Consider the following 25,531-nt stretch of genomic DNA (forward strand, 5'->3'; position numbering starts at 1 on the left):
CCTTTCGGTGCCCAATAGGATGAATTCAGATAACTTACGGACGGGTTCGCCTTGCTAAGGCAACACCAGCACCCACTAAAGCACCAATCGCTCCCCACATCACCAACATAAATCCACGGCGAGGACTATCGCGCTTAACCGGTTCTTCTGGAGTACGCAGATAGCGATAGGTTTGGAATTTGCTATCCAGTGTCGGTCCGACATTCAGAGTGTTTAGCATGGCACGATTTTGATCATAGTCGAGATCGTAGCTTGGCCCTGAGGCCTGTAATGCTTCTAACCGCGCCTGCAACATTGGACGACCCAGCATGAACAAGTCAGCTGCAGGAAGCTGCTCTGCGGGGGTATCGGTGCGTGAACTGCTGATCCCTTGCTGTTGGGCAATTTTCAAGCCTTGCTCTAGCCCTTTCACTTCGCGTTGGTAAATGGCAGAAGCCACTTCTTCCTGACGTTTAACCTGAGCTTTGAGTGAAATAGTACGAGCAGCCCACGCCCCTTGAATCTCTTCATTCAAGTGAGTAGCCGCTTGTTGGCTGGCAAAAGCAACGTACTGACGCAACAGTTGATTCGCATCAGCCGCCGTTTCAGCAATCAACTTAACGCTGTCATTCGTTTTCTTCGCGTCATCACGAGGCAGGAAAATGATGTTATTGATCATTTCATCCAATAGCGCGGCATCAGCTTTAGCGTCACCCTCTTTACGCTCTTGGTAATACTTAGTCTGTAGCCAGAAATCACGACGTGTATCGTATGCTGCAAGCTGCATGATGAATTCATTGTAGGCCTCATCTGCAATTGTCGTCTCTTGCGTAGCATTAGCACCAATTCGCTGATCAAGATTACGCAAAAACTGCTGCTGCGAGTAGTAGCCACCCAGCATGTTTACCGTTGGTCTATCGGTAATTGCGGTCGCGCTCCACTCTTGCTTCATCAGGAACGAAACCAGTATTGCTACGATAGCAAAGGCAGCGGCCATACCAATAATCCACGTTTTGCCTTGCCACAGGGTGCGGCATAACCCGCGAATATCTAACTCGTTTTCAACGAGCATTTCGTTCTGATTCGACATTGTCTCAATATCCATCACTACATCAGGTTAAGCTTTTTTGCGCTGTGCCGCGTTACGGAGTCGTCGCTTCATACGCTTTATATAACGAGCAACACGCCATGCGCGTTTAATACAGTACCCGTACATGAAAAATGCAAGCAAGAATAATGCCAACATTCCCCATTCAGGCATAAACGGTAGCCTTTCTCCCCAGACGCCGATAGCCGCTAAAAGTGCAGCAGCAACGGTAATAAGAACGAAAGCCTGACGAGAGGTAAAACCAGCACGCATAATTAAGTGATGGATGTGCTGGCGGTCTGGAGAGAAGGGGCTCATGCCCTTGCGAAGACGGCGATACATGATGGCAATCATGTCCATCAAAGGGATTGCAATCATCCACAGTGCGGTCACTGGGTTCATCGGATGCGATTTGCCTTGGGTGCTTTGCAGCAGGATCCAAATCACCGTGAAGCCAATCAAGGTACTGCCTGCATCACCCATGAAAACTTTATACCGACGCCCTAAGATACCGAGGTTTAACACGATATAAGGCAGAATCGCCGCAATAATAGCAAAGCACCACAGAGCCAAATCGCCTTGATGATCCTGATAAAGCAAAATCCCCATCGCGCCAAAGGTCACGCAGGATAAACCGCCCAGCAAACCGTCAATCCCATCAACCATGTTGAATGCGTTGATCGCAGCCCACACAGCAAACAGCGTCACGACATAGCCAAACGGCCCGAGGTTTAACTCCCAAGGGCCCAGCACATGGCCAAGCGTCATCAGATACAGCCCGCCATACACCATCATAGCCACAGCAATCAGCGCTTGAACCGTGGCTCTGAATTTCACGCTGATATCGAAGCGGTCATCCAAAGCCCCAACAAACACCAAAATACCTGCGCAAATGAGATAGAGCTTAGCGTGAGGTATGTAAGGCTGGAAAAAGAGGAAAGTAAAACAGATGCCCGCATAAACAGAAATACCACCAACCAAAGGAATTAACCCCTGATGGCGTTTGCGATAGTTAGGCTTATCAACTAATCCTACTTTTTTTGCGACTTTTCGAGCAAAAAACAAGAACGCAAATGAGAATAGGAAAATAAGAAAAAGGCTCATACTCATATCGAGTAAATTCACGGTTAACTGCTCTCTGTGTTTATTGCTAACAAAATTAGTTTGCTAAACAATGCCATAAAATTTGGTATCGATGGATAGTACACCGTCACACATGCAATTCCCATGCGATAACGCCTGAATTGCAGGGCTGACACGGTACAATCAAGCAATAAGAAGAATAGACACCATCATCGCGGCACTCAGTGTACTAACACCTATTTTAGTGAACAAGCGTATCCGTTAAATGAGAAAAACGCCATGTTATCTCTAACATGGCGTTTCCCCGAGTTTTCTGAAAATTAAGAACGCTTCATCATATCGAAGAAATCGTCGTTCGTTTTCGTCATCGCAAGCTTATTGATCAGGAACTCCATCGCATCGATTTCGCCCATTGGGTGAATAATCTTACGGAGGATCCACATTTTCTGTAGCTCTTCTGACGTAGTCAGAAGCTCTTCTTTACGGGTACCAGAGCGGTTGTAGTCGATCGCTGGGAAGACACGTTTTTCTGCAATTTTGCGAGAAAGATGCAGTTCCATGTTGCCGGTACCTTTAAATTCTTCATAGATAACTTCATCCATTTTAGAACCGGTATCAACCAACGCGGTGGCGATAATGGTCAGGCTACCGCCCTCTTCCACGTTACGCGCAGCGCCGAAGAAGCGTTTTGGACGGTGCAAGGCGTTCGCATCCACACCACCGGTCAGTACTTTACCTGACGCTGGAACCACGGTGTTATAAGCACGAGCCAGACGAGTAATGGAGTCAAGCAGGATGATAACGTCTTTTTTATGCTCAACCAGACGTTTCGCCTTCTCGATAACCATCTCAGCAACCTGAACGTGGCGAGAAGCTGGTTCGTCGAAGGTCGAAGCAATAACTTCACCTTTAACCAAACGCTGCATCTCGGTTACTTCTTCTGGGCGCTCATCAATCAGCAGAACCATCAACGTACAATCTGGATGGTTGTAAGCGATGCTTTGTGCGATGTTTTGCAGCAGCATAGTTTTACCCGCTTTCGGCGGCGCTACGATAAGACCACGCTGACCACGCCCAATAGGCGATGCCAGATCCAGCACGCGAGCAGTCAAATCCTCGGTAGAACCGTTGCCGCGTTCCATACGAAGACGAGAGTTTGCATGTAGAGGTGTAAGGTTTTCGAACAGGATTTTACTGCGGGCATTTTCAGGTTTGTCGTAGTTAACTTCGTTAACTTTCAACAGGGCAAAATAGCGTTCACCTTCTTTCGGTGGGCGGATTTTACCGGAAATAGTATCGCCAGTGCGAAGGTTGAAGCGACGAATTTGACTTGGAGAAACGTAGATATCATCAGGACCAGCAAGGTAGGAACTATCACCAGAACGGAGGAAACCAAATCCGTCCTGCAATATTTCTAGCACCCCGTCACCGAAGATGTCTTCGCCGCTTTTTGCATGTTGTTTCAGGATTGCAAAAATGATGTCCTGTTTACGCATACGGGCCAGATTCTCTAGGCCCATGTTTTCGCCAAGAGTAATTAGCTCTGAAACCGGCGTGTTCTTTAATTCGGTAAGATTCATAATGGTGGGTTCTTTAAACTCGGGGTATATCTCGAACGTATTGTGAATGGTATGACAGGGGTCATCCATGCCTGTTTGTGGACTTTCATAACACCCGATGTGGATTACAGCGCGGATAAATCGCACACATGAGAAAAGATTGCAGATCCAATTCGCGTGTACTCATTGATGATATGAAGGTGCCTTACGGTTTAAAACCTATGTTTTAGCTTGCTGCTCCCCGGCAGTGATAGCCGCAATACTTTGAAAAGGCCGCACTATGAGGTTAAAACACAGAGGTCTCAAAACAGAATAAAACTTAGATTCTAACTTTATGATTCAAACTACAGGTATGTACTGTATTGCAGTGCGATTAAACTTAACACGCTTATTCGCGGACGTCTAGCGGTCAGTCGCAAGAAAACGACTAACCGCTAAACAACATCATAAAGAACGCATTATGATGATTACAGATTCGCGTCCAAGAACTCTTTCAATTGAGTCTTAGACAAAGCGCCGACCTTAGTCGCAGCCACTGCGCCGTTTTTAAACAGCAACAGGGTTGGAATACCGCGGATGCCAAACTTCGGCGCCGTAGCCGGGTTTTCATCGATATTCAGTTTAGCAATGGTCAACTTGCCTTCGTATTCAGTCGCGATTTCATCCAAAATCGGAGCAATCATCTTGCATGGACCGCACCATTCTGCCCAGAAATCAACCAGAATCGGGCCTTCAGCTTTCAATACATCGGTATCAAAGCTATTGTCACTCAGGTGAACAATTTTATCGCTCATGTTCTACTCCACAGGATTAAGTCTGCCTTTATTGGTATAATCTTAACCTACTAGACCGATCACCTTCCAATAAAGGGTTGACTTTATTTCAACGGATACGCGTTCGTAAAGCAATACTTTCGTGAACGTCTTTCGTGAACATAGCGTTAACTGTTATTCTACGACACTATGAGCAAAACACACTTAACTGAACAGAAGTTCGCCGACTTCGCCCTGCACCCTACGGTGGTCAAAGCCCTTGAATCTAAAGGCTTTCATAACTGCACGCCTATTCAGGCACTCGCATTACCCCTGACAGTGAACGGGCGTGATGTTGCAGGTCAGGCGCAAACAGGCACCGGTAAGACGCTGGCATTTTTAGCGTCAACTTTCCATTATTTACTTACTCACCCTGCCGCAGAGAACCGTAAAACCAATCAGCCAAGAGCGCTGATTATGGCTCCGACACGTGAGTTAGCCGTTCAAATCCACTCCGATGCTGAAGCTTTAGCGCATGAAACTGGCCTGAAATTAGGCTTGGCCTACGGCGGTGACGGTTATGACAAACAGCTTAAAGTTCTCGAAAGCGGCGTTGATATCCTGATCGGCACCACCGGTCGCCTTATCGATTATGCAAAACAGGGCCATATCGACCTAGCCTGTATTCAGGTAGTGGTGCTTGATGAAGCCGACCGCATGTTCGATCTTGGCTTTATCAAAGACATCCGCTGGCTATTCCGTCGCATGCCTGCGACCAATCAACGCCTCAATATGATGTTCTCTGCCACGCTGTCATACCGCGTGCGTGAACTGGCTTTCGAGCACATGAACAACGCCGAATATATTGAAGTCGAGCCAGAACAAAAAACGGGTCACCGTATTAAAGAAGAGCTGTTCTATCCTTCTAATGAAGAAAAAATGCGTTTGCTGCAAACGTTAATAGAAGAAGAGTGGCCAGATCGCTGCATTATTTTCGCCAATACCAAGCACCGCTGTGAAGATATCTGGGGCCACTTAGCCGCAGACGGACATCGCGTTGGTTTGCTGACCGGTGATGTAGCGCAGAAAAAACGCCTGCGTATTCTGGACGATTTCACCAAAGGCAATCTCGATATTCTGGTTGCGACTGACGTTGCGGCACGTGGATTACATATTCCACTGGTGACACACGTCTTTAACTACGACTTGCCTGATGACTGCGAAGACTACGTTCACCGCATTGGCCGTACAGGCCGCGCTGGCGAAAGCGGTTATTCCATCACGCTAGCGTGTGAAGAATACGTATTAAATTTACCGGCAATTGAAACTTATATTGAGCATTCAATTCCAGTAAGTAAGTACAACAGTGACGCATTGCTGACTGATTTACCTGCACCGAAGCGCTTAACTCGCCCTCGGAGTAACAGCGGCCAACGCCGTAGCTCAGGCCCGCGCCGTAATAACGGTTCGATGCGTCAAAGCCGTAAACGTTCGAGTTAATAATTTATGCGCAGCTCCGCCTCATTGTATGCCGCTATTGATCTTGGTTCTAACAGCTTCCATATGCTGGTTGTGCGTGAGGTGGCGGGGAGTATTCAGGTACTCGCCCGAATTAAGCGCAAGGTACGTTTAGCTGCTGGTTTAGACAGCGAGAATATGCTCTCTGACGAAGCGATGCAGCGTGGTTGGCAATGCCTACGTTTGTTCTCTGAGCGTTTGCAGGATATTCCACGTGAACAAATCAGGGTGGTAGCCACTGCAACGTTGCGTATTGCAAAAAATGCGCAGCAGTTCATCGCCCAGGCAGAAGAAATCCTTGGTCGCCCAGTACAGGTGATCAGCGGGGAAGAAGAAGCTCGCCTAATTTATCAAGGCGTGGCGCATACCACCGGTGGTTCTGCACAACGTTTAGTTGTCGATATCGGCGGTGGCAGTACCGAACTAGCCGCAGGAAAAGGCGCAACGGCCGATGTTCTTCACAGTTTACCGATGGGCTGTGTGACATGGCTTGAGCGCTATTTTAGCGATCGTAATCTTTCACAAGAAAATTTCGATCGTGCGGGCTCTGCTGCACGTGAAATGATCTTACCAATAGCGGATAGCTTGAAACAGCACGGCTGGCAGATTTGTGTAGGTGCCTCAGGCACCGTTCAAGCGCTGCAAGAGATCATGGTTGCTCAGGGAATGGATGAGCGTATTACCCTGAAAAAGCTGCTGCAAATGCGTCAACGCGCTATTCAATGCGGAAAGCTCGAAGAGCTTGAAATCGATGGGCTGACTCTAGAACGCGCACTGGTTTTCCCGAGCGGGCTATCTATTTTGATCGCGATTTTTGAAACGCTGGGTATCGAAAGTATGACGTTATCCGGCGGCGCGCTCCGCGAGGGATTAGTGTATGGCATGCTGGATTTGCCGGTAGAGCAAGATATCCGAGCTCGCACCATCCGTAATATTCAACGACGCTACCAGCTTGATATTGAACAGGCAGAACGCGTTAGCCTATTAGCGGAAAGTTTTGTTCTGCAATTGTCTAAAACCTGGCCTATCGATAGCCGAAGCGCAGAATTACTACATTGGGCATGTCTACTGCATGAGGTTGGTTTAAGCGTTGATTTTAAACAGTCAACACAGCACGCCGCCTACCTGATCCGCAATCTCGATTTGCCGGGTTTCACGCCCGCACAAAAGAAACTTCTGGCTGCCCTGCTGCAAAACCAAACCGGCACGCTAGATATGCAGGTACTCAACCAGCAAAATGCTGTTCCCCAGGATATTGCCCACCGGCTATGCCGCATTCTACGTCTGGCGATCATCTTTGCCAGTCGTCGCCGCGACGACACAATGCCGCTTTTGAATCTCAAGGCCGAAGGCGACACATTGCACCTCGTCCTGCCTGCTGGTTGGTTACATGCTCATCCTTTGAGAGCCGAAAACCTGCATCAGGAAAGCCTGTGGCAAAGCTATGTGCATTGGACTTTGCTCGTGGAAGAGATTGAGTAACATAGAACGCGCACGATACTGAGGCTCTTTAAGCTATCACGCTTTAAGAGCCTTTATTTTAGGTATGTTCCAAATTCACTAACGTACAAACTTACCCAATCTCAGCGAGCTTATTTTTAATAAGATCCAACATTGAGGTTAGCTGCTCAATATTTTCGTTGGAAACATCGCTGAAAATTGTATTCCAGCACTCATTAATTTTGGTATTAATGATGTTGTTTATGTTTTCACCCTTGGGCGTAATATCAAGATAAACTTGCCGCATATCAGACGCTGACTTTTGGCTCACTAACAGTCCTTGCTGTTCTAATCGTCCAATAGAACGAGTGAGGTTTTGGTGCATTGTTCCTAATAACCTCGCCAGCTCATTTTTTGAAATACTGCCACTCTTTGCTAGCTGATCAAGAATAATGCGATCCACAAAAGTCACGCCGAGCTCATTTAAGATCGGTTCAAGCAGCTGTTGCCACTGCGTATGGTTCTCACGCAGCAGATCAGTCAATTTGCCGTAGTCTTTCCTCACATTATCTCCTATGCTCTCAGAAAGTAGAAAACAAAACCTGTCATCATCAATTTGGCACCGATACAGGCAAGAACCAAGTATGAAACTTTCTTTATGATATTCATAGTTGTTTCCCCAAGCCATTGGCAGATAGGCTCAGCGAAATGAAACATAATACCTAAGATTAATGCAATAGTTAACGATGCGAAACTTACTGCTGTCCTACTCCCTGTTTCGGTCGTCATACTGATAACGATAGAAATAGCCGCAGGCCCGGCAATAATAGGAAAACAGAGTGGTACGATAGCTATATTTTTTAATGTATTACAAGATTCAGCACTACTATTTAATCCATTTAAAGAGCCTATCAGTAGAGATAGACCACCCGCTAACTGTAGCGCTGCCATGTTAATACCAAAAATACTAAAAATATGAATTCCAAACCAAACGAAAATTAATAAAGTAATCGCGACCGCCAATGCTGTTTTTTTACCAATGGCTAAAATATCACCATTCGTCATATGGCTTGTATAAGAAATAAAAAGAGCAAACATAGTCAATGGATTAATAATAACCAGTAACGAAGATAAACTATGAAAGTAAGGCGAAAACATTATTCTTACCTTTTATTAAAACATGACAGATAGTATGTTATATGCATATTAAAAATAAAAACACATCAAAAGCCAGCATATAACATACTGAGCGTTATTTATGGATATGATGATTTAGAATAAAATAGGAGAGTATTTTATTTTAAACTTAACTAATGAGATTTTTAACAATATCACCATTTTTAATCACCATAAGGACCTGATCTCTCTTGTCAGAGAATACGGAAATATCTTCTAGTGGGTTATTTTCTAGGATAATAAGGTCGGCAAAAGCGTGAACATCAACAATACCCAGCTTTCCTTGCATGTTAAGGATCTCAGCATTAACATAGGTTGCAGAATGCAGCGTATCAAACGCGCTTTCAACTTGGCTACGCAGCTTAAATTCATCGTATTGGAAATTATGATACTCCCCGAGCAAATCGGTACCAAGCCCAATTTTGACATTATATTTTCTTGCTAAATTAATAGACTTAATTGCCTGACTCTGCACTTCTTCTAATTTTTCAACAACAGATTCTGGTATTCCTGAATCACTATCGTCTTTATTCATCATAAAGGCATTATAAATAGATAGAGTTGGTACCAGATAAGCTTTGTTATTAAACATCGCCTGTGCTGATTCAGCATCTAATAAATTACCATGCTCAATCGTTTTCACACCAAGGTTAACACAACGAATAATGGCCTGCGGCGTGTAAGCGTGAGCCATAACGTAGCTGTGGAAGCGCGTCGCTTCGTCAACAATAGCGATAATTTCATCATCAGAATATTGTAAATTATCTATCTTATCCGTGGGTGATGAAATCCCTCCACCGGCCATTATTTTAATCTGTGATGCACCAATCCTAAACTGCTCTCGGGCCGCTTGACGCACGGCAGGAACACCATCACATATCACCGAAATGGAGGAGCCAGTACAAAGGCTACATGCGCAGGTCACCATTTCACTTGAATTGTGTCGATAGTCGCCGTGCCCTCCTGTTTGTGACAGGGCCCGACCGCTAATAAATAAGCGAGGAGATAATACCACGCCCTCTTCTACGGCTGTTTTAATACCAACATCAGCGCCGCCTGCATCGCGCACTGAAGTAAAACCGCGATTAATCATATCCTTGAGAAAATGAAAACTACGCGCATACATATAACCTGGATATTCATAATCTTGGTTTAAGTCAATGCGACTAGCCGTAATATGAACGTGAGCATCAATAAGCCCAGGCATAACGTACTTACCTTGCAAATCAATTACCTGAGTATTTTTGTCTATCGTTTCGATATTTTTGGTTATGCTCTGTATAAAACCGCCATCAATAATGATATCTCCTGATTTTATTTCATTATTTTTTCCGTCAAAAATATTGGCATTCTTCAATAGAATTTTCATATTCATCTCGTAGGATTTTATTCATAAAATGATTAAGTTTACGTGCGTGTTTTACCACGTAAAAAATCCTACTCTCGCGACAATTAGAAAGCAATGCTTTGTATTTTATTTTTTGATTTTTGATTGCAGTCCGCACAATAGCTCGTGCGGTCTACTGATGATTCAAAGCTGCGCTCAACCGCCGTTTTTAGCTTTCTCCATCATCGCCCGGATATTCGCGATGCTGGCCTGCCCTTTTTGCATCCTTTCCTGTGGGCTAACCACTTTGCGCTCGGTTTCCCAATTCAGATCGTCTTGCGGCAGTTCAAGCAAGAAGCGGCTCGGTTCTGGACGCACTAACTCGCCATATTGGCGACGTTCGCGGCACAGCGTGAACACCAGCTCTTTTTGTGCACGAGTAATGCCTACATAGGCTAAGCGGCGCTCCTCATCGACATTGTCCTCATCGATGCTGCTTTGGTGTGGCAATAATCCCTCTTCCATCCCCACCAAATACACATAGGGAAATTCAAGTCCTTTAGAGGCATGCAGCGTCATAAGCTGGACCTGATCGGCTTCATCTTCGCTTTCGCCACGCTCCATCATATCGCGCAGGGTAAAACGAGTGACGACCTGAGTGAGCGTCATGGGCTCATCAATATCGCTACCATCCAGCATTTCCGTCATCCAGCTAAACAGCTGATTAACGTTTTTCATCCGCATTTCAGCCGCTTTCGGGCTGGGTGATGTTTCAAACAGCCAGCTTTCATAGTCAACGCCGTGAATAAGATCGCGCACCGCAGCGATCGGCTCACGTTCAGACAGCGTGGAAATTTCCTGCATCCAGTGGGTAAACCGCTGTAGTGATTCTAAGCCGCGCCCAGTCAGCGTTTGGCTCAGGCCAAAATCAAAGCTAGCGCGGAACAAACTGATACCACGGTGGTTAGCCCATTCACCCAGTTTTTGCAGCGTCGCAGGGCCAATCTCACGCCTTGGGGTATTTACGATGCGTAAAAATGCGCTGTCGTCGTCTGGGTTGGTCAACACACGGAGATAAGCCAGCAAATCTTTAATTTCTGGACGCGAGAAGAACGACGTACCGCCAGAGATACGATATGGAATACGGTTTTGCATCAGCATCTTTTCAAACACGCGTGACTGATGGTTACCGCGATACAAAATCGCATAGTCGCTATAGGAGGTTTTATTAATAAAGTGATGAGCGATTAGCTCACCGACCACGCGTTCAGCCTCGTGATCTTCATTATTTGCCGTAATAATTTTCAGCTCTTCGCCGTAGCCAAGCTCAGAAAAAAGCCGTTTCTCAAAACGTGCGGGTTATTGGCGATCAAAATATTGGCAGACTTCAAGATACGCTGAGATGAACGATAGTTCTGCTCCAGCTTTATCACCTGCAAAGCCGGAAAGTCTTCTTTAAGCAACACCAAGTTTTGCGGTCGAGCGCCACGCCACGAGTAAATCGACTGATCGTCATCGCCCACCACGGTAAAACGCGCACGATTTCCCACCAGCAGTTTTACCAGCTCATACTGGCTGGTATTGGTATCTTGATACTCATCCACCAGCAGATAACGAATACGCTGCTGCCAGCGTTCACGCACCTCTTCGTTGCTACGCAACAGAAGCGTTGGCAACAGGATGAGGTCATCAAAATCCAGCACGTTGCAGGCTTTTAGCTGCGCGTCATACAGCTGATAGCAGTGCACAAACAGCTTATCGCGCTCAGAAAATGCATGAACCGCAGCCTGTTTGGGATCGATCAGATCGTTTTTCCAATTTGAGATCGTCGAAATTAGCTGTTTGAGCAGACCTTTGTCTTTCTCGAGCCATTGTTCAGTCAAATCCGTCAGCAAAGCCAACTGATCCTGATCGTCGAATAATGAAAAATTAGCCTTCATTCCCAAGGCTTTGTATTCACGTTTGATAATCTCCAATCCCAATGTATGGAAAGTAGAAATCATCAGACCGCGTGCTTCTTTACGCCCGAGCGTTTGCGCCACGCGCTCTTTCATCTCGCGAGCGGCTTTATTGGTAAACGTCACGGCGGCGATATGGCGTGCTTGATAGCCACATTCTCGGATCAGATGCGCAATTTTGTTGGTAATAACACGGGTCTTACCCGAACCGGCACCAGCCAGAACTAAACAAGGACCTGTAACAAATTCGACAGCCTGCTGCTGACCGGGATTTAAACGCATGGATGACTTAACCTGAAATATGATGGCGACAAGATAACAACGAGTACGGGGCGAATTGTAGCAGAAACCCAGCGGTGAAATTACACTCCGCGCGTTGGTTCCACCTTCAATGCGTTATATACCGAGGCACGAGAAATCCCCAGCTCATCGGCCACGATTTTCGCAGCGCCTCGCAGTTGTAAAAGACCAGATGTCGCTAAGTGACGAATCAATACCTTACGCTGTGGAGCTGAAAGCGCCCGCGGTTGACTCGACATCGCCGCCGCATAATCTTCGATGGCACGCTTCACGTCCTTCGAGCCGAAACTACTGCGCAAACTTTCCTGCGTCGGTGCCTGTTCGCTGTCTACTGACGTCAATTGCGACAACACACGCTGAACTGAATCAAGCAGAGAAACATCCATATTCAGGCATAACGCCGCCACGTATTCGCCCTGACTGTTACGCAGACCAATCGACGTACTTTTTGCTGGTCGACCATCGGGGAATCGGTTGCCGTAGTTTTGCACCACGTCTGGATACTGAGGATCGCGTATACGCGCCAGCCCCATTTCCGTTGATGGATCGCCGATTTTGCGCCCAGAAAGGGGCTGCTCTATCGCCACAATGGAATGTAGAGGGTTACAGAGATCGTGCAAAACGACCTCGCAGGTTGGGGCAAACATTTCACCCAATGCCTTAGCAATTTTGGCCCCTTCACGCAGCAATAGCTGGTTCTCGCTTAAGGTTTCTATCGGGATCTCTTCATTATTTTTCATATAGCGCTTTCCTTTTTATTTTACTGATCGTATAAAATTATACAAAATGACAAAGCAAATTGCACCCCGAGGAGAAAATCATGCCCCTGTTACCCATGGCAGTCAGCGCAGATGATGTGCGTGAAGCTGCAAATATCATTAAAGCAGCAGCGCACCGCACGCCGGTTCTGACCTCTACTCAAGCCGACGCTTTAACCGGCGCAAGTCTGTTTTTTAAGTGTGAAAACTACCAGCGTATTGGCGCATTTAAATTCCGCGGCGCTTATAACGCGATAAGCCATTTGACGCCGGAGCAAAAGAAAAGCGGTGTTGTCGCATTCTCCTCTGGGAACCATGCTCAGGCGATGGCGTTAGCGGCTCGTGAGCTCAACGTTCCTGTCACTATCGTAATGCCACACGATGCACCCGCGGCTAAACTCGCCGCCACACGTGGATACGGGGCCGAAGTTATTATTTACAATCGCCAAACCGAAGATCGTGAAGCGATCGCCGCCGATCTGGCAGCCAAACGTGGTTTAAGTATTATTCCTCCTTACAACCATCCCCACGTAATTGCAGGCCAAGGCACCTCCGCGCTGGAATTATTCGAAGAGGTTGGTGAACTCGATTTCTTGTTCGTCTGTACCGGCGGCGGCGGACTGCTTTCTGGATGCGCAATCGCCGCGAAGCATATGGCACCAAACTGCCGTATCTTTGGCGTTGAACCTGAAGCGGGCAATGACGTTCAGCAATCGCTGCGTTCGGGTGAACGTGTAAGCATTGCGGTTCCCAATACCATTGCCGATGGCGCGCAAACCCAATGCGTCGGTGAGCTCACCTTCCCAATCATTCGTAATTTCGTTGAAGATATTCTTACCGTGAGTGATCAGCAGCTATGCGATCAAATGCGGTTCTTCATGGAAAGAATGAAAATTGTCGTTGAGCCGACAGGGTGTTTAGCCGCTGCCGCCGCAATGAGTGGCGCCATCGATATTCGCGGAGCACGCGTGGGGATTATCGTCAGCGGAGGCAACGTGGATGCTGAGTCCTATGCTGATTTCCTCAAGCGCGGGAACAACATACTATGAAAATCATCCATTCAGATCGGTTACCCACACCCGGTGGGCATTATTCACCCGCGATCATTTCCGGTAACAGCCTGTATATCTCAGGGCAATTACCCATTTCGCTTACAAGCCCACGGCCGCAGGGTGAATTAGCTGAACAGGCGCAGACCGTTTTTAACAATATCGACATCCTGTTAGATACGGCTGGAATTAATAAACGACATCTGGTGAATGTGCAGGTCTATCTCAGTGATGTCGCATTATGGCCAGAATTTAATCGACTTTATGCACAGTGGATAGGCGATCACCGCCCCGCTCGTACCGTCGTGCCATGTTCTGCACTGCATTATGGAGCACTGCTGGAAATGAGCGCCATTGCGGAAATAGCCCTAGGCTGAGTACACTAGGGAAAATTTCTCTAATGCCTTCATCTGGAGTATCCCCGATGGCTAAAAACGCGGCAGCATTGCATATCCTTGTAAAGGAAGAAAAACAGGCTCTGGATCTTCTTGAGCAGCTCAAAAACGGCGGCGATTTCGAGAAGCTGGCTAAGAAGCATTCAATCTGCCCGTCAGGCAAAAAAGGCGGTCATTTGGGTGAATTCCGTCAGGGTCAGATGGTTCCTGCGTTCGATAAAGTGGTGTTCTCCTGCCCGCTGATAGAGCCTTATGGCCCGCTGCATACCCAGTTTGGCTATCACATCATCAAAGTGCTTTATCGTAACTAGTTTAGATGTAAGCAATAAAAAAGGCGCCTAGGCGCCTTTTTTGCTATTTTTTTTGCGATATCGCGAAATTAACCCGCAACGGCAATACGCTTCATATCTTTCATATAGCCACGCAATTTATGGCCGACGGCTTCAATTGGATGGTTGCGAATCGCTTCGTTCACATCGCGCAGTTGGGCATTATCCACCGCCGTAGTGGTACCTGCTGCTTTGCCTAAGTCGCCGGTTTGCAGAGAAGCCATGAATTTCTCTTTCAGCAAAGGCACTGCCGCATTAGCAAACAGATAGTTACCGTACTCCGCAGTATCAGAGATAACCACGTTCATTTCATACAGACGTTTACGCGCAATGGTATTCGCGATCAGCGGCAGCTCGTGCAGCGATTCGTAATAAGCAGACTCTTCAATGATGCCGGAAGCCACCATGGTTTCAAACGCCAGCTCAACGCCTGCTTTTACCATCGCAATCATCAGAACGCCTTGGTCGAAGTAATCCTGCTCGGCGATTTTGCCTTCAAACTGTGGTGCAGTTTCAAACGCGGTTTTGCCGGTTTCTTCGCGCCATGTCAGCAGTTTGATATCGTCTTCAGCCCAGTCCGCCATCATGCCACCCGAGAACGCGCCAGAAATGATGTCATCCATATGTTTTTGGAACAGCGGAGCCATAATTTCTTTCAGTTGCTCTGACAGTGCGTATGCGCGCAGCTTAGCAGGGTTGGATAAACGATCCATCATCAGCGTGATGCCGCCCTGTTTCAGTGCTTCGGTAATGGTTTCCCAACCGAACTGAACCAGCTTTTCGGCATAAGCAGGTTCAGTCCCCTCAGACACCAGTTTATCGAAACACAGCAGTGAACCCGCTTGTAACATGCCACACAGAATAGTTTGCTCGCCCATCAGGTCAGATTTTACTTCTGCAACGAAAGAGGACTCCAGAACACCGGCACGATGACCGCCGGTTGCCGCCGCCCACGCTTTGGCTATCGCCATGCCTTCGCCTTTAGGATCGTTTTCTGGGTGAACCGCAATCAGAGTCGGTACACCAAAGCCACGCTTATATTCTTCACGTACTTCAGTTCCCGGGCATTTCGGTGCCACCATCACAACGGTGATGTCCTTACGAATTTGCTCGCCAACTTCAACAATGTTGAAACCATGCGAATAGCCCAACGCCGCACCGTCTTTCATCAAAGGCTGAACCGCTTTCACAACCGCAGAATGCTGTTTGTCAGGTGTCAGGTTAACCACCAGATCGGCCTGTGGGATCAATTCTTCGTAGGTGCCAACTTTAAAGCCATTTTCAGTTGCTTTGCGCCATGATGCGCGCTTCTCAGCAATCGCCTCAGCACGCAATGCGTAGGCCACATCCAGACCCGAGTCACGCATGTTCAAACCTTGGTTCAAACCCTGCGCACCACAGCCAACGATCACCACTTTTTTACCTTTCAGGTATCCCGCTTCATCGGCAAATTCTTCGCGTCCCATAAAGCGACACTTACCCAGTTGCGCCAGCTGCTGACGCAGGTTCAATGTGTTGAAATAATTAGCCATGGTTTGCTCCATTGTTTGGTTGTTTGACGTTGTGTTTTCGCTCAAAGGCGACGTCTGCAAGTTCATTATTTTTTACTTCCCCACCTGTCTATTGGGGAGGTTCTCATCGAGGAGAATGAATCCATCATATGATAGGATTTGTATTGCTTAAATTGATATATTACGAAGATGTCATTGCATTTTTTGCAACGTAATGAGCGGAAATCACCCATGGATCTTCGAGACTTAAAATTATTTCTTCATCTGGCTGACTCGCGCCATTTTAGCCGCACCGCACAGGCGGTACATGTGAGTCCCTCAACGCTTTCTCGCCAGATACAACGGCTGGAAGATGAACTCGGGCAACCGCTCTTTCTACGCGATAATCGCGATGTACGCCTTACCAGCGCAGGCGAACAGCTCAAAACATTTGCTCAGCAAACGCTGTTGCAATATCAGCAGCTGCGTAACGCTCTCGGTCAAACGGGCCCTGCATTAACCGGCGAACTGCGTCTGTTCTGCTCGGTAACCGCGGCCTATAGCCATTTGCCTTCTGTGCTCGATCGCTTCCGAGCGTTGCATCCACTGGTTGAAATCAAGCTCACGACCGGCGACGCCGCCGACGCCGTCAGCAAAATACAGTCAGACGAAGCCGATCTCGGCATCGCAGGCCGACCAGAAACGCTGCCCACCAGCATTGAGTTCACCAAAATTGGTGAAATACCGCTGCGCTTGATTGCACCAGCGCTCCCGTGCCATGTCCGCACGCTAGCGCTAGTCGAGCACCCGGACTGGTCACAAATTCCATTTATCCTGCCGGAACATGGTCCGTCGCGTCAGCGAATAGACCTGTGGTTTCGTAGACAAAAAATCAGCAATCCGCAGATTTACGCTACCGTTTCGGGTCATGAAGCGATTGTCTCCATGGTCGCTCTTGGCTGTGGCATCGCCCTGCTGCCCGACGTAGTTTTAGATAACAGCCCTGAATCTATTCGCGCACGTATTACCGAACTCGACCACGTGGCGATGGTGGCACCTTTTGAACTCGGCGTTTGTGTACAGAAAAAACGCCTAGAAGAACCGCTCATTCATGCATTCTGGCAACTGTTATAGCCACTAGAACGCAATCGCCAATTAGCCTTTCAAGAAGAAACGAAAAGCCGGATTATCGGTTTCATCGTGGCATTCATAGCCAAGTTCATGCAGACGCGATTCGAAATTCGGATCGCTGTCTGCACGTTCAAACGCAGCAAGAACACGCCCAAAATCCGTACCATGGCTGCGATAGTGGAAAAGAGAAATATTCCAATGGGTGCCCAAAGTGCTTAAAAACTTCAGCAATGCGCCCGGTGACTCAGGAAATTCAAAGCTATAAAGACGCTCTTGTAGCGGCTTAGACGGACGGCCTCCGACCATATAGCGCACGTGCAGCTTCGCCATTTCGTCGTCGGAAAGGTCTACAACCTGATATCCACCGTCTTGCAACAGCGCCAAAATTTCCTGACGCTCTACCAAACCACGCGTTAAGCGTACACCTACAAAAATGCAGGCATTATCTGCATCGGCGTAGCGGTAGTTAAACTCCGTTACCGCTCGCCCGCCTAGCAACTGGCAGAATTTAAGGAAACTCCCCTGCTGCTCTGGAATGGTAACGGCCAACAGCGCTTCCCGTTGTTCACCCAGTTCACAGCGCTCAGAAACATAACGCAGGCCGTGGAAATTAAGATTCGCCCCAGACAGCACATGGGCCAAGCGTTCGCCCTGAATCTGATGCTGTTGAACATACTTTTTCAGCCCTGCCAGCGCCAAAGCACCAGAGGGTTCTGCAACCGCACGCACATCTTCGAAAAGATCTTTTACCGCAGCGCAGATCGCATCACTATCCACGGTGATCACATCATCCAGATATTCACGACACAGACGGAAAGTTTCGTCACCGATGCGCTTAACGGCTACGCCTTCGGCAAATAACCCAACGCGGGCTAAATCCACCGGATGACCGGCATCCAGCGCGGCACGCAGACAAGCAGAATCTTCCGCTTCAACGCCGATCACTTTGATTTGTGGCATCAGCTGCTTGATCAGCACGGCCACGCCTGCGGCTAAACCGCCGCCGCCGACGGGGACAAATACACGATCCAGATGAGCATCTTGCTGCAATAACTCCATGGCCAAAGTACCTTGGCCAGCGATAACCGCAGGATGGTCAAAAGGAGGCACAAAAGTAAGATTTCTAGTTTTAGCTAATTCAATGGCATAGGCTTTGGCTTCGTCAAAGTTCGCACCGTACAGCACGGCCTCACCACCAAAACCTCGTACCGCGTCCACTTTAATGTCAGCGGTTGAAACCGGCATGACGATGGTGGATTTAATGCCTAAGCGTGAAGCAGAAAGCGCCACACCTTGTGCATGATTTCCTGCGGATGCCGTTACAACGCCGTGAGATTTTTGCTCTTCATTAAGACCTGCAATCATCGCGTAGGCACCGCGCAGTTTGAAACTGTGTACGGGCTGGCGATCTTCGCGTTTCACTAAAATGGTATTGCCGACGCGTTCAGACAGTTTCGTCATGGTCTGCAATGGCGTGACCTGTGCGACCTCATAGACCGGCGCTCGAAGGACCGCGCGTAGGTATTCAGCCCCGCAGGGCTGGCTGGGCAGCACTTCTTTTTGCATATTTGTCGAGGAAGTCATGATTAGCCTCCCAGCTTAGATTTATCACGCACAGCGCCACGGTCAGCGCTGGTCGCCAACATCGCATAGGCTCGTAGCGCAAAAGATACCTGACGCTCACGCGCTTTTGGTGTCCATGCCGCATCGCCACGCGCCAGCTCTTGCTCACGACGATTCGCCAGTTCGCTTTCGGCAACGTCTAATTTAATGCAGCGCTGTGGGATGTTGATATCAATCATGTCACCGTCTTGTACCAATGCGATGATGCCACCGCTCGCCGCCTCCGGCGAAACGTGCCCGATCGACAAACCAGATGTACCGCCAGAGAAACGACCATCGGTGATCAGAGCGCAGCTTTTACCCAACCCCATCGATTTGAGATAAGTGGTTGGATAGAGCATTTCTTGCATGCCAGGGCCGCCTTTTGGGCCTTCGTAGCGAATAACTACCACGTCACCCGCCACCACTTTACCGCCCAGAATAGCGTCTACTGCCGCATCTTGGCTTTCATACACTTTCGCTGGACCACGGAAAATCAGGCTCTCTTTTTCCACACCGGCGGTTTTCACGATGCAGCCATCCTCGGCGATATTGCCATACAGCACGGCTAAGCCACCGTCTTGGCTATAGGCAAATTCACGAGTTCGGATACAGCCCTCTTGGCGGTCAGTATCCAGAGAATCCCAGCGGCATTCTTGCGAGAATGCTTTAGTGGTGCGGATACCCGCAGGACCTGCGGTATACATCTTTTTGACGCTTTCATCTTCTGTAACCATCACGTCATAGGCAGCCAGCGTTTCAGGCAGTGTCATCCCCAGAACGTTGTTCACTTCGCGATTTAACAGCCCCGCACGATCCAACTCACCCAAAATACCGATCACACCGCCTGCGCGATGCACATCTTCCATATGGTATTTCTGCGTACTTGGTGCCACTTTGCACAGATGAGGGACTTTGCGCGACAGACGATCAATATCCGTCATAGTGAAATCAACTTCGCCTTCCTGAGCCGAAGCCAACAGGTGTAGAACGGTATTGGTGGAGCCGCCCATAGCAATATCTAACGTCATGGCATTCTCGAATGCCGCTTTGTTGGCGATATTGCGCGGCAGCACACGGTCGTCATCTTGTTCGTAGTAGCGCTTGGTCAGGTCAACGATGCGCTTCCCTGCATTCAGGAACAGATCTTTGCGGTCTGCGTGGGTCGCCAGCAGAGAACCATTGCCCGGTTGGGATAAGCCCAGTGCTTCGGTTAAGCAGTTCATGGAGTTAGCGGTAAACATCCCAGAGCATGAGCCGCAGGTCGGGCACGCAGAGCGCTCAATTTGCTCGCTGTCTGCATCCGACACGTTCGGATTTGCACCCTGAATCATGGCATCCACCAGATCCAGTTTAATGATCTGGTCAGATAATTTGGTTTTACCCGCTTCCATCGGGCCACCGGAAACAAAGATCACCGGAATATTCAAACGCAAAGATGCCATCAGCATCCCGGGGGTGATTTTGTCGCAGTTGGAAATACACACCATGGCATCAGCACAGTGCGCATTGACCATATATTCAACGGAGTCGGCAATAAGCTCGCGGGAAGGCAGGGAATACAACATCCCGCCGTGTCCCATGGCAATACCGTCATCCACCGCAATGGTATTGAATTCTTTGGCTACGCCGCCAGAAGCTTCGATCTGCTCTGCAACCAGTTTGCCCAGATCGCGCAGATGGACATGGCCCGGCACGAACTGGGTAAACGAGTTAACCACGGCAATAATCGGCTTACCGAAATCCGCGTCTGTCATTCCCGTTGCTCGCCATAATGCGCGAGCGCCCGCCATATTACGGCCATGTGTGGTTGTTGCGGAACGATACTTTGGCATGCTTAATTCACTCCAGCGTGAGCCTGTGTTCAGGCTTTTATCTATTTATGCGGGCGGGAACGAACCGCCCGACTTGTCCTCGTCCTACTTCGAGCTACATGTGCGTTGATTGCCTGCAACTCGACGTATTTCGAGGTTATATTTTGGTTAATACCCTGTCTGTCACTTCAATTACTTCGCGTTGACTAAATCCAGCCAGCCCCATTGATCTTCAGTTTTGCCAGTGAACAGGCCAAAGAACGCTTCTTGAATCTGTTTGGTGATTGGGCCACAGCGACCAATACCCACCTGAATGCCGTCAACGCTACGTACCGGCGTAATTTCTGCTGCGGTACCAGACATAAAGACTTCATCTGCCAGATACAGAGATTCACGTGACATAACCTGCTCGCGAATTTCAAAACCGGCATTTTTCGCCAGCTTGATGATCGCATCACGCGTAATGCCCGGCAGTGCCGCTGACGTGAATGGCGGAGTGAAAATCACACCGTCTTTCACCATAAATAAATTTTCGCCTGCACCTTCAGACACATAGCCATGAACATCCAGAGCAATACCTTCCTGATAGCCATGACGACGTGCTTCAGAACCCACCAGCAGAGAAGAAAGATAGTTACCACCGGCTTTTGCCGCCGTTGGGATCGTATTCGGCGCGGCGCGATTCCATGAAGAAACCTGTGCGTCGATGCCCTGATCCAGCGCATCAGCACCCAGATAGGCACCCCATGGGAATGCGGCGATAATCACATCGGTGTTGTAACCTTCCGGTGGGTTTACGCCCATACCTACGTCACCCACAAAGACCAATGGGCGAATATAGGCACTGGTCAGATTGTTCTTGCGCAGGGTTTCGCGGCAGGCTTCCATCAGTTCATCAACGCTGTAGGAAACAGGCATACGGTAAATTTTGGCGGAGTCGCGCAGACGCTGCATATGCTCGCGGTGGCGGAAAACAGCAGGGCCATTGTTGGTGTCATAGCAGCGCACGCCTTCGAATACGGAAGTTCCGTAATGCAGCGCATGAGACATAACATGCACTTTAGCTTCTGCCCATGGAACCATCTCGCCATTGAACCAAATGTAATCCGCTTTCTTAGTGGTCATTCTTTTTTCCTTGTTGCGTCTGATGCGCGATATTTAATTAATATTATTCGTTTCTAGTGCCAGCGTAGGCCGATAACTGGCCGCTTGTTGGTGAGCCGCGTGCGACTGCACTTCAACGCAAGCAACATCCATCAATTTACTCAACTGCGATGAAAGCAGGTTGATTGGACGCTGGCTAGACACCGTTAGTTCAATGTTCACACTGTCTGAATCCAACATCTGAGCCATATTCATAGCACAAACTTGGAAGCCACGGTGACGGATAACGCGGAGTACCCGCTCTAAAACCTCTGGGCGGAAACGTGCCTGAATCGCCAATTGATGTTGCAAGGATGTTAACTGCATCATGATATTTTCTCCATCATAGATTCATTGCCTGCGCCCGGCGGAACTAAAGGCCAGACATTCTCTAATTCGTCGATGGAGACATGGAGCAGGTACGGACCTTCGCTGTTTAACAGCGCATCCAGTGCGGCGTCGACTTGATCTTTACGGGTAATACGCTGGCCTGCAATGCTAAAAGCGCTGGCCAGCATTAAGAAATCAGGATTATCGGATAAGTTGGTTTCGCTGTAGCGCCCATCAAAAAACAGCTGCTGCCATTGGCGCACCATGCCTAACCGCTGGTTATCCAGCAAAACTATTTTTACCGGCAGTTTTTTACGTTTGATGGTGCCTAATTCCTGCACGTTCATCATGAAAGAACCATCGCCTGAAACACAGATAACCATATCGTCTGGGCGTGCCATTTGCGCACCGACAGCCGCAGGGACGCCAAACCCCATGGTGCCTAAACCGCTCGAGGTGATGAAATTTTCTGGACGAGTAAACTGCATATGCTGTGCAGTCCACATTTGGTGCTGGCCTACATCAGTAGTTACAACCGCGCTGGCGGGTTTACGGTCAGATAACTGCTTCAGGAACAACGGGGCATAAATAGCTTGGCCGGGATGATCGTAACGCCACGGATGCTCGGCCTTCAGGCCTATAACATCATACTGCCATTCCCCGATGCTTAACGGCTGACTCAGCGCTGGCAGCATGATATTTAAATCACCGCACAGCTCAACATGAGCCTGACGCAGCTTGCTCATCTCGGCAGGGTCGATATCCATATGAATAACTTTGGCATGAGGAGCAAAAGCGTTCAGCTTGCCGGTGACGCGATCGTCAAAACGCGCGCCCACCGCAATCAACAAGTCGCATTGCTGCACGGCCAGATTAGCAGCCTTGGTGCCGTGCATGCCTAACATCCCTAAATAGCATGGATGGTTGGCATCCGGTGCTCCCAAGCCTTTTAACGTGACTACCGCAGGGATGCCAGTCGCATTAACGAATTCGCGCAATGCAGGAACAGCCTGCGCCATCCCAACGCCACCACCGGCATACAACATCGGTTTTTTTGCCTGAGCTAACAACTCACACGCCTGCATTAAGCCGGTTTCACAGGCAGGCATGACTTCGGTAACGGCAGACAAATGCGCAGCCAGCTCACCTTCGGCCAGCTGAATATCTTTCGGGATATCGATTAAGACCGGGCCCGGACGCCCGCCCATCGCAACCGCAAAAGCTTCAGCCATGATCCCGGGCAAAGCATCCAACGACTCAACTAAAAAGCTGTGCTTGGTACATGCCAATGACAGTCCCAGAACATCAATCTCTTGAAAAGCATCAGTACCAATCAAAGCTGAACCGACTTGGCCTGTGATGGCAACAACGGGAACAGAATCCAGCATGGCGTCCGCTAAACCCGTAATCAGGTTAGTTGCGCCTGGGCCTGAAGTTGCAATGCACACGCCTGGTTTTCCGGTGGCACGGGCATAGCCAATGGCAGCGATCACGGCGCCTTGCTCGTGGCGGCACAGTAGGTGTTCAACACCACCGTCATACAACGCATCGTATACCGGCATGATTGCGCCACCTGGGTAGCCGAAAACTTTATCAACACCCTGTGCACGCAACGCTTGTACTACCCACTGTGCTCCATTCATAGCTTAATTCCCCGCCCTTTTACTGGGACAACAGGATTTTATTCTGTTAGCCATTTGCTGTTCCCCATCACTTTCTCATTGCGAAAAAAAACCCCCGGACCTTTCGGTGCGGGGGTTCTCGTTTGATTCAGACCTGATTTTTAAGCCTTTCTTCGTCCAAGTGCTGCCCCGCACGGTGGGATAATAATCACCACCACACTAATCACGACGAGGCTGAGTACTTGGACGAGAGTTTTCATAAATAGTTTTTTCTGTTGCCTTCTGAGCTAATGCTTAAAGAGTTATCACAGTTCTTTGCCGTCTGACAATAATTTTTTTGCGTAACCAATAAACAGAAACGGTTCAAATCACGTTCAATGATATGATTTAACATCATTTTATTGTGGTTTCTTCGGTCGAAATTTTTCTCCCTAAAGAAGCGCCTTGAGTATCTCGACCAAAAGAAATCAGCACAATGATTGCCACCGCAACACTGCCCGCAATAATCGCCATCGCCAAACCATAGTTCTGCCCATGGCTTTCAGCAATCGTCGCCTGAAGCGTCGCATTCACAGAAGCAATCAGGTTACCCAGTTGATATACAAACCCCGGTAACACCGCGCGCGTGTTGGCGGGAACCAGTTCATTAAGATAGGTAGGAATAACCCCCCAAGCCCCTTGCACCATGAACTGCATTAAAAATGCGCCAATGCCTAGCATGAGTGATCCCCCAGAGAACGCCCACAGAGGGATAACGGGTAAGGCCAGCGCCGCCGCAATAATAATCGCCTTCTTACGGCCAATTTTTTCAGACAATACACCAAAGAACACGCCACCGATAATTGATGCGATATTGTAGCTAATAGCGATGATACTGACGGTTTTAGGATCGAAACCATGCTGAATTTTCAAAAATGCTGGATACATATCTTGAGTGCCGTGGCTGAAGAAATTGAACGCAGCCATCAACAAGACAAGGTAGATACAAAGCTTCCAATGGCTCTTCAAAACGGGAAGAAGCGCTGTACTTTCTTTACGCTCACGAGCCGCCAGCCAAACCGGTGATTCAGGCACTTTAAAGTAAATAAATGGCAATAAAATAATTGGAATAGCACCAATCACAAACATGCCACGCCAGCCGACAATTTCAAATAATGAGCCATATACCACCGCAGCCAGTAGATAGCCGAAGGGGTAACCGGCCTGAAATATCCCTGACATTAATCCACGCGAGCGGTCTGGAATGGTTTCCATCGCCAAAGATGATGCAACTCCCCAGATCCCTCCCATCGCTACGCCATACAGTACTCTGAGCGCTAAGAACATGGTCAGGGATGGCGCTGCTGCGGAGAGTAGTTCGAAGATCGAAAAGAAGAGAATATTGACCATCAAGATCGGCCGACGACCGTACTTTTCGGCCGCTCGCCCAAACAGCAATGCGCCAATAGGTCGCACGGCCAACGTCAGCAATATCGCCAACGTGACTTCTTCCATGCCAACGTTAAAAGCCTTGGCGATATCGCTGAGTAAAAATACGAGGACGAAAAAATCGAAAGCATCGAGCGTCCAACTTAGGAAGCTCGCAATAGCAACGTTACGCTGCTGGCTTGACCAACCAAACATAATGAATTCCCTACCGTAGAGTATGAGGCGTTTTTATTAGCATTTTTATTAGAGACAGCGGCACAA

Annotated in this window: 22 protein-coding genes and 1 pseudogene; 6 read left to right on the top strand and 17 right to left on the bottom strand. The window is 48.5% G+C overall.

Annotated elements, in window-relative coordinates; all coding sequences use genetic code 11:
- Window positions 1-34 precede the first annotated feature (34 nt).
- From wzzE to trxA, 4 genes are all read right to left on the bottom strand, one after another.
- Window positions 35-1,084: an ECA polysaccharide chain length modulation protein gene (gene wzzE / locus DSM2777_RS02300; protein WP_046459002.1), complete on the bottom strand. Its 1,050-nt coding sequence runs from the start codon at window positions 1,082-1,084 to the stop codon at window positions 35-37.
- Window positions 1,085-1,096: 12 nt separating this feature from the next.
- On the bottom strand, window positions 1,097-2,191 hold the full coding sequence (gene wecA, locus DSM2777_RS02305; RefSeq protein WP_046459001.1) for a UDP-N-acetylglucosamine--undecaprenyl-phosphate N-acetylglucosaminephosphotransferase: 1,095 nt from the start codon (window positions 2,189-2,191) through the stop codon (window positions 1,097-1,099).
- 278 nt (window positions 2,192-2,469) lie between these two features.
- Entirely contained in the window at window positions 2,470-3,729 is a 1,260-nt protein-coding gene (rho, locus tag DSM2777_RS02310; RefSeq protein WP_008815829.1) for a transcription termination factor Rho, read from the bottom strand.
- A 446-nt stretch (window positions 3,730-4,175) separates the two neighbouring features.
- Window positions 4,176-4,502, bottom strand: a complete 327-nt coding sequence (gene trxA, locus DSM2777_RS02315; RefSeq protein ID WP_004089255.1) for a thioredoxin TrxA — start codon at window positions 4,500-4,502, stop codon at window positions 4,176-4,178.
- 168 nt (window positions 4,503-4,670) lie between these two features.
- On the opposite strand from trxA, the gene rhlB reads away from it, so the two are divergent.
- The gene (gene rhlB / locus DSM2777_RS02320) at window positions 4,671-5,960 is read left to right on the top strand and encodes an ATP-dependent RNA helicase RhlB (protein ID WP_046459000.1); all 1,290 of its coding nucleotides are present in this window, start codon (window positions 4,671-4,673) and stop codon (window positions 5,958-5,960) included.
- 6 nt (window positions 5,961-5,966) lie between these two features.
- A complete protein-coding gene (ppx, locus tag DSM2777_RS02325; protein WP_061553074.1) occupies window positions 5,967-7,460 on the top strand; it encodes an exopolyphosphatase in 1,494 nt (497 codons plus the stop codon).
- 91 nt (window positions 7,461-7,551) lie between these two features.
- On the opposite strand, the gene DSM2777_RS02330 is transcribed toward ppx, so the two are convergent.
- The 5 genes and pseudogenes from DSM2777_RS02330 to DSM2777_RS02350 form a co-directional block, all read right to left on the bottom strand.
- The gene (locus DSM2777_RS02330) at window positions 7,552-7,983 is read right to left on the bottom strand and encodes a MarR family winged helix-turn-helix transcriptional regulator (protein ID WP_046458998.1); all 432 of its coding nucleotides are present in this window, start codon (window positions 7,981-7,983) and stop codon (window positions 7,552-7,554) included.
- Window positions 7,984-7,991: 8 nt separating this feature from the next.
- On the bottom strand, window positions 7,992-8,576 hold the full coding sequence (locus DSM2777_RS02335; RefSeq protein ID WP_061553075.1) for a MarC family protein: 585 nt from the start codon (window positions 8,574-8,576) through the stop codon (window positions 7,992-7,994).
- 148 nt (window positions 8,577-8,724) lie between these two features.
- Window positions 8,725-9,963 carry a metal-dependent hydrolase family protein gene (locus DSM2777_RS02340; protein WP_064645423.1) on the bottom strand — a complete coding sequence of 413 codons (1,239 nt, stop codon included), beginning with the start codon at window positions 9,961-9,963 and terminating at the stop codon, window positions 8,725-8,727.
- Window positions 9,964-10,137: 174 nt separating this feature from the next.
- Window positions 10,138-12,161: pseudogene (gene rep, locus DSM2777_RS02345) on the bottom strand (DNA helicase Rep).
- A gap of 80 nt (window positions 12,162-12,241) precedes the next feature.
- Entirely contained in the window at window positions 12,242-12,919 is a 678-nt protein-coding gene (locus DSM2777_RS02350) for a helix-turn-helix transcriptional regulator (protein WP_046360330.1), read from the bottom strand.
- Window positions 12,920-12,999: 80 nt separating this feature from the next.
- Here DSM2777_RS02350 and DSM2777_RS02355 point away from each other — a divergent pair, with 80 nt between their 5' ends.
- Genes DSM2777_RS02355 through ppiC form a run of 3 tightly spaced genes read left to right on the top strand, consistent with a single transcriptional unit; the run spans window position 13,000 to window position 14,692 of the window.
- Complete coding sequence (locus DSM2777_RS02355; RefSeq protein WP_061553076.1) at window positions 13,000-13,986, top strand: threo-3-hydroxy-L-aspartate ammonia-lyase; 987 nt, start codon at window positions 13,000-13,002, stop codon at window positions 13,984-13,986.
- Window positions 13,983-14,363: a RidA family protein gene (locus DSM2777_RS02360; RefSeq protein WP_061553077.1), complete on the top strand. Its 381-nt coding sequence runs from the start codon at window positions 13,983-13,985 to the stop codon at window positions 14,361-14,363. Before DSM2777_RS02355 ends, DSM2777_RS02360 begins: the two co-directional genes overlap by 4 nt.
- Window positions 14,364-14,410: 47 nt before the next feature.
- Window positions 14,411-14,692 (top strand): peptidylprolyl isomerase PpiC, encoded by a 282-nt coding sequence (ppiC, locus tag DSM2777_RS02365; RefSeq protein ID WP_046458991.1) that lies wholly within the window; start codon window positions 14,411-14,413, stop codon window positions 14,690-14,692.
- 68 nt (window positions 14,693-14,760) lie between these two features.
- On the opposite strand, the gene ilvC is transcribed toward ppiC, so the two are convergent.
- A complete protein-coding gene (ilvC, locus tag DSM2777_RS02370; RefSeq protein ID WP_025802079.1) occupies window positions 14,761-16,242 on the bottom strand; it encodes a ketol-acid reductoisomerase in 1,482 nt (493 codons plus the stop codon).
- Window positions 16,243-16,452: 210 nt separating this feature from the next.
- Here ilvC and ilvY point away from each other — a divergent pair, with 210 nt between their 5' ends.
- On the top strand, window positions 16,453-17,334 hold the full coding sequence (gene ilvY, locus DSM2777_RS02375; RefSeq protein ID WP_061553078.1) for an HTH-type transcriptional activator IlvY: 882 nt from the start codon (window positions 16,453-16,455) through the stop codon (window positions 17,332-17,334).
- Window positions 17,335-17,355: 21 nt separating this feature from the next.
- On the opposite strand, the gene ilvA is transcribed toward ilvY, so the two are convergent.
- From ilvA to DSM2777_RS02405, 7 genes are all read right to left on the bottom strand, one after another.
- Window positions 17,356-18,897, bottom strand: coding sequence for a threonine ammonia-lyase, biosynthetic (gene ilvA, locus DSM2777_RS02380; protein ID WP_122974936.1), 1,542 nt, complete (start codon window positions 18,895-18,897; stop codon window positions 17,356-17,358).
- A gap of 20 nt (window positions 18,898-18,917) precedes the next feature.
- The gene (ilvD, locus tag DSM2777_RS02385; protein WP_046458988.1) at window positions 18,918-20,768 is read right to left on the bottom strand and encodes a dihydroxy-acid dehydratase; all 1,851 of its coding nucleotides are present in this window, start codon (window positions 20,766-20,768) and stop codon (window positions 18,918-18,920) included.
- A gap of 171 nt (window positions 20,769-20,939) precedes the next feature.
- A complete protein-coding gene (locus tag DSM2777_RS02390) occupies window positions 20,940-21,872 on the bottom strand; it encodes a branched-chain amino acid transaminase (protein WP_025802071.1) in 933 nt (310 codons plus the stop codon).
- A 33-nt stretch (window positions 21,873-21,905) separates the two neighbouring features.
- Entirely contained in the window at window positions 21,906-22,220 is a 315-nt protein-coding gene (gene ilvM, locus DSM2777_RS02395; protein WP_082790847.1) for an acetolactate synthase 2 small subunit, read from the bottom strand.
- Complete coding sequence (gene ilvG, locus DSM2777_RS02400; RefSeq protein WP_061553079.1) at window positions 22,217-23,863, bottom strand: acetolactate synthase 2 catalytic subunit; 1,647 nt, start codon at window positions 23,861-23,863, stop codon at window positions 22,217-22,219. Before ilvG ends, ilvM begins: the two co-directional genes overlap by 4 nt.
- A gap of 140 nt (window positions 23,864-24,003) precedes the next feature.
- The gene (ilvL, locus tag DSM2777_RS23585) at window positions 24,004-24,102 is read right to left on the bottom strand and encodes an ilv operon leader peptide (protein WP_071778685.1); all 99 of its coding nucleotides are present in this window, start codon (window positions 24,100-24,102) and stop codon (window positions 24,004-24,006) included.
- A gap of 133 nt (window positions 24,103-24,235) precedes the next feature.
- Entirely contained in the window at window positions 24,236-25,465 is a 1,230-nt protein-coding gene (locus DSM2777_RS02405; RefSeq protein ID WP_046458986.1) for an MFS transporter, read from the bottom strand.
- Window positions 25,466-25,531 lie beyond the last annotated feature (66 nt).

It is taken from the genome of Obesumbacterium proteus (assembly GCF_001586165.1).
Taxonomy (GTDB): domain Bacteria; phylum Pseudomonadota; class Gammaproteobacteria; order Enterobacterales; family Enterobacteriaceae; genus Hafnia; species Hafnia protea.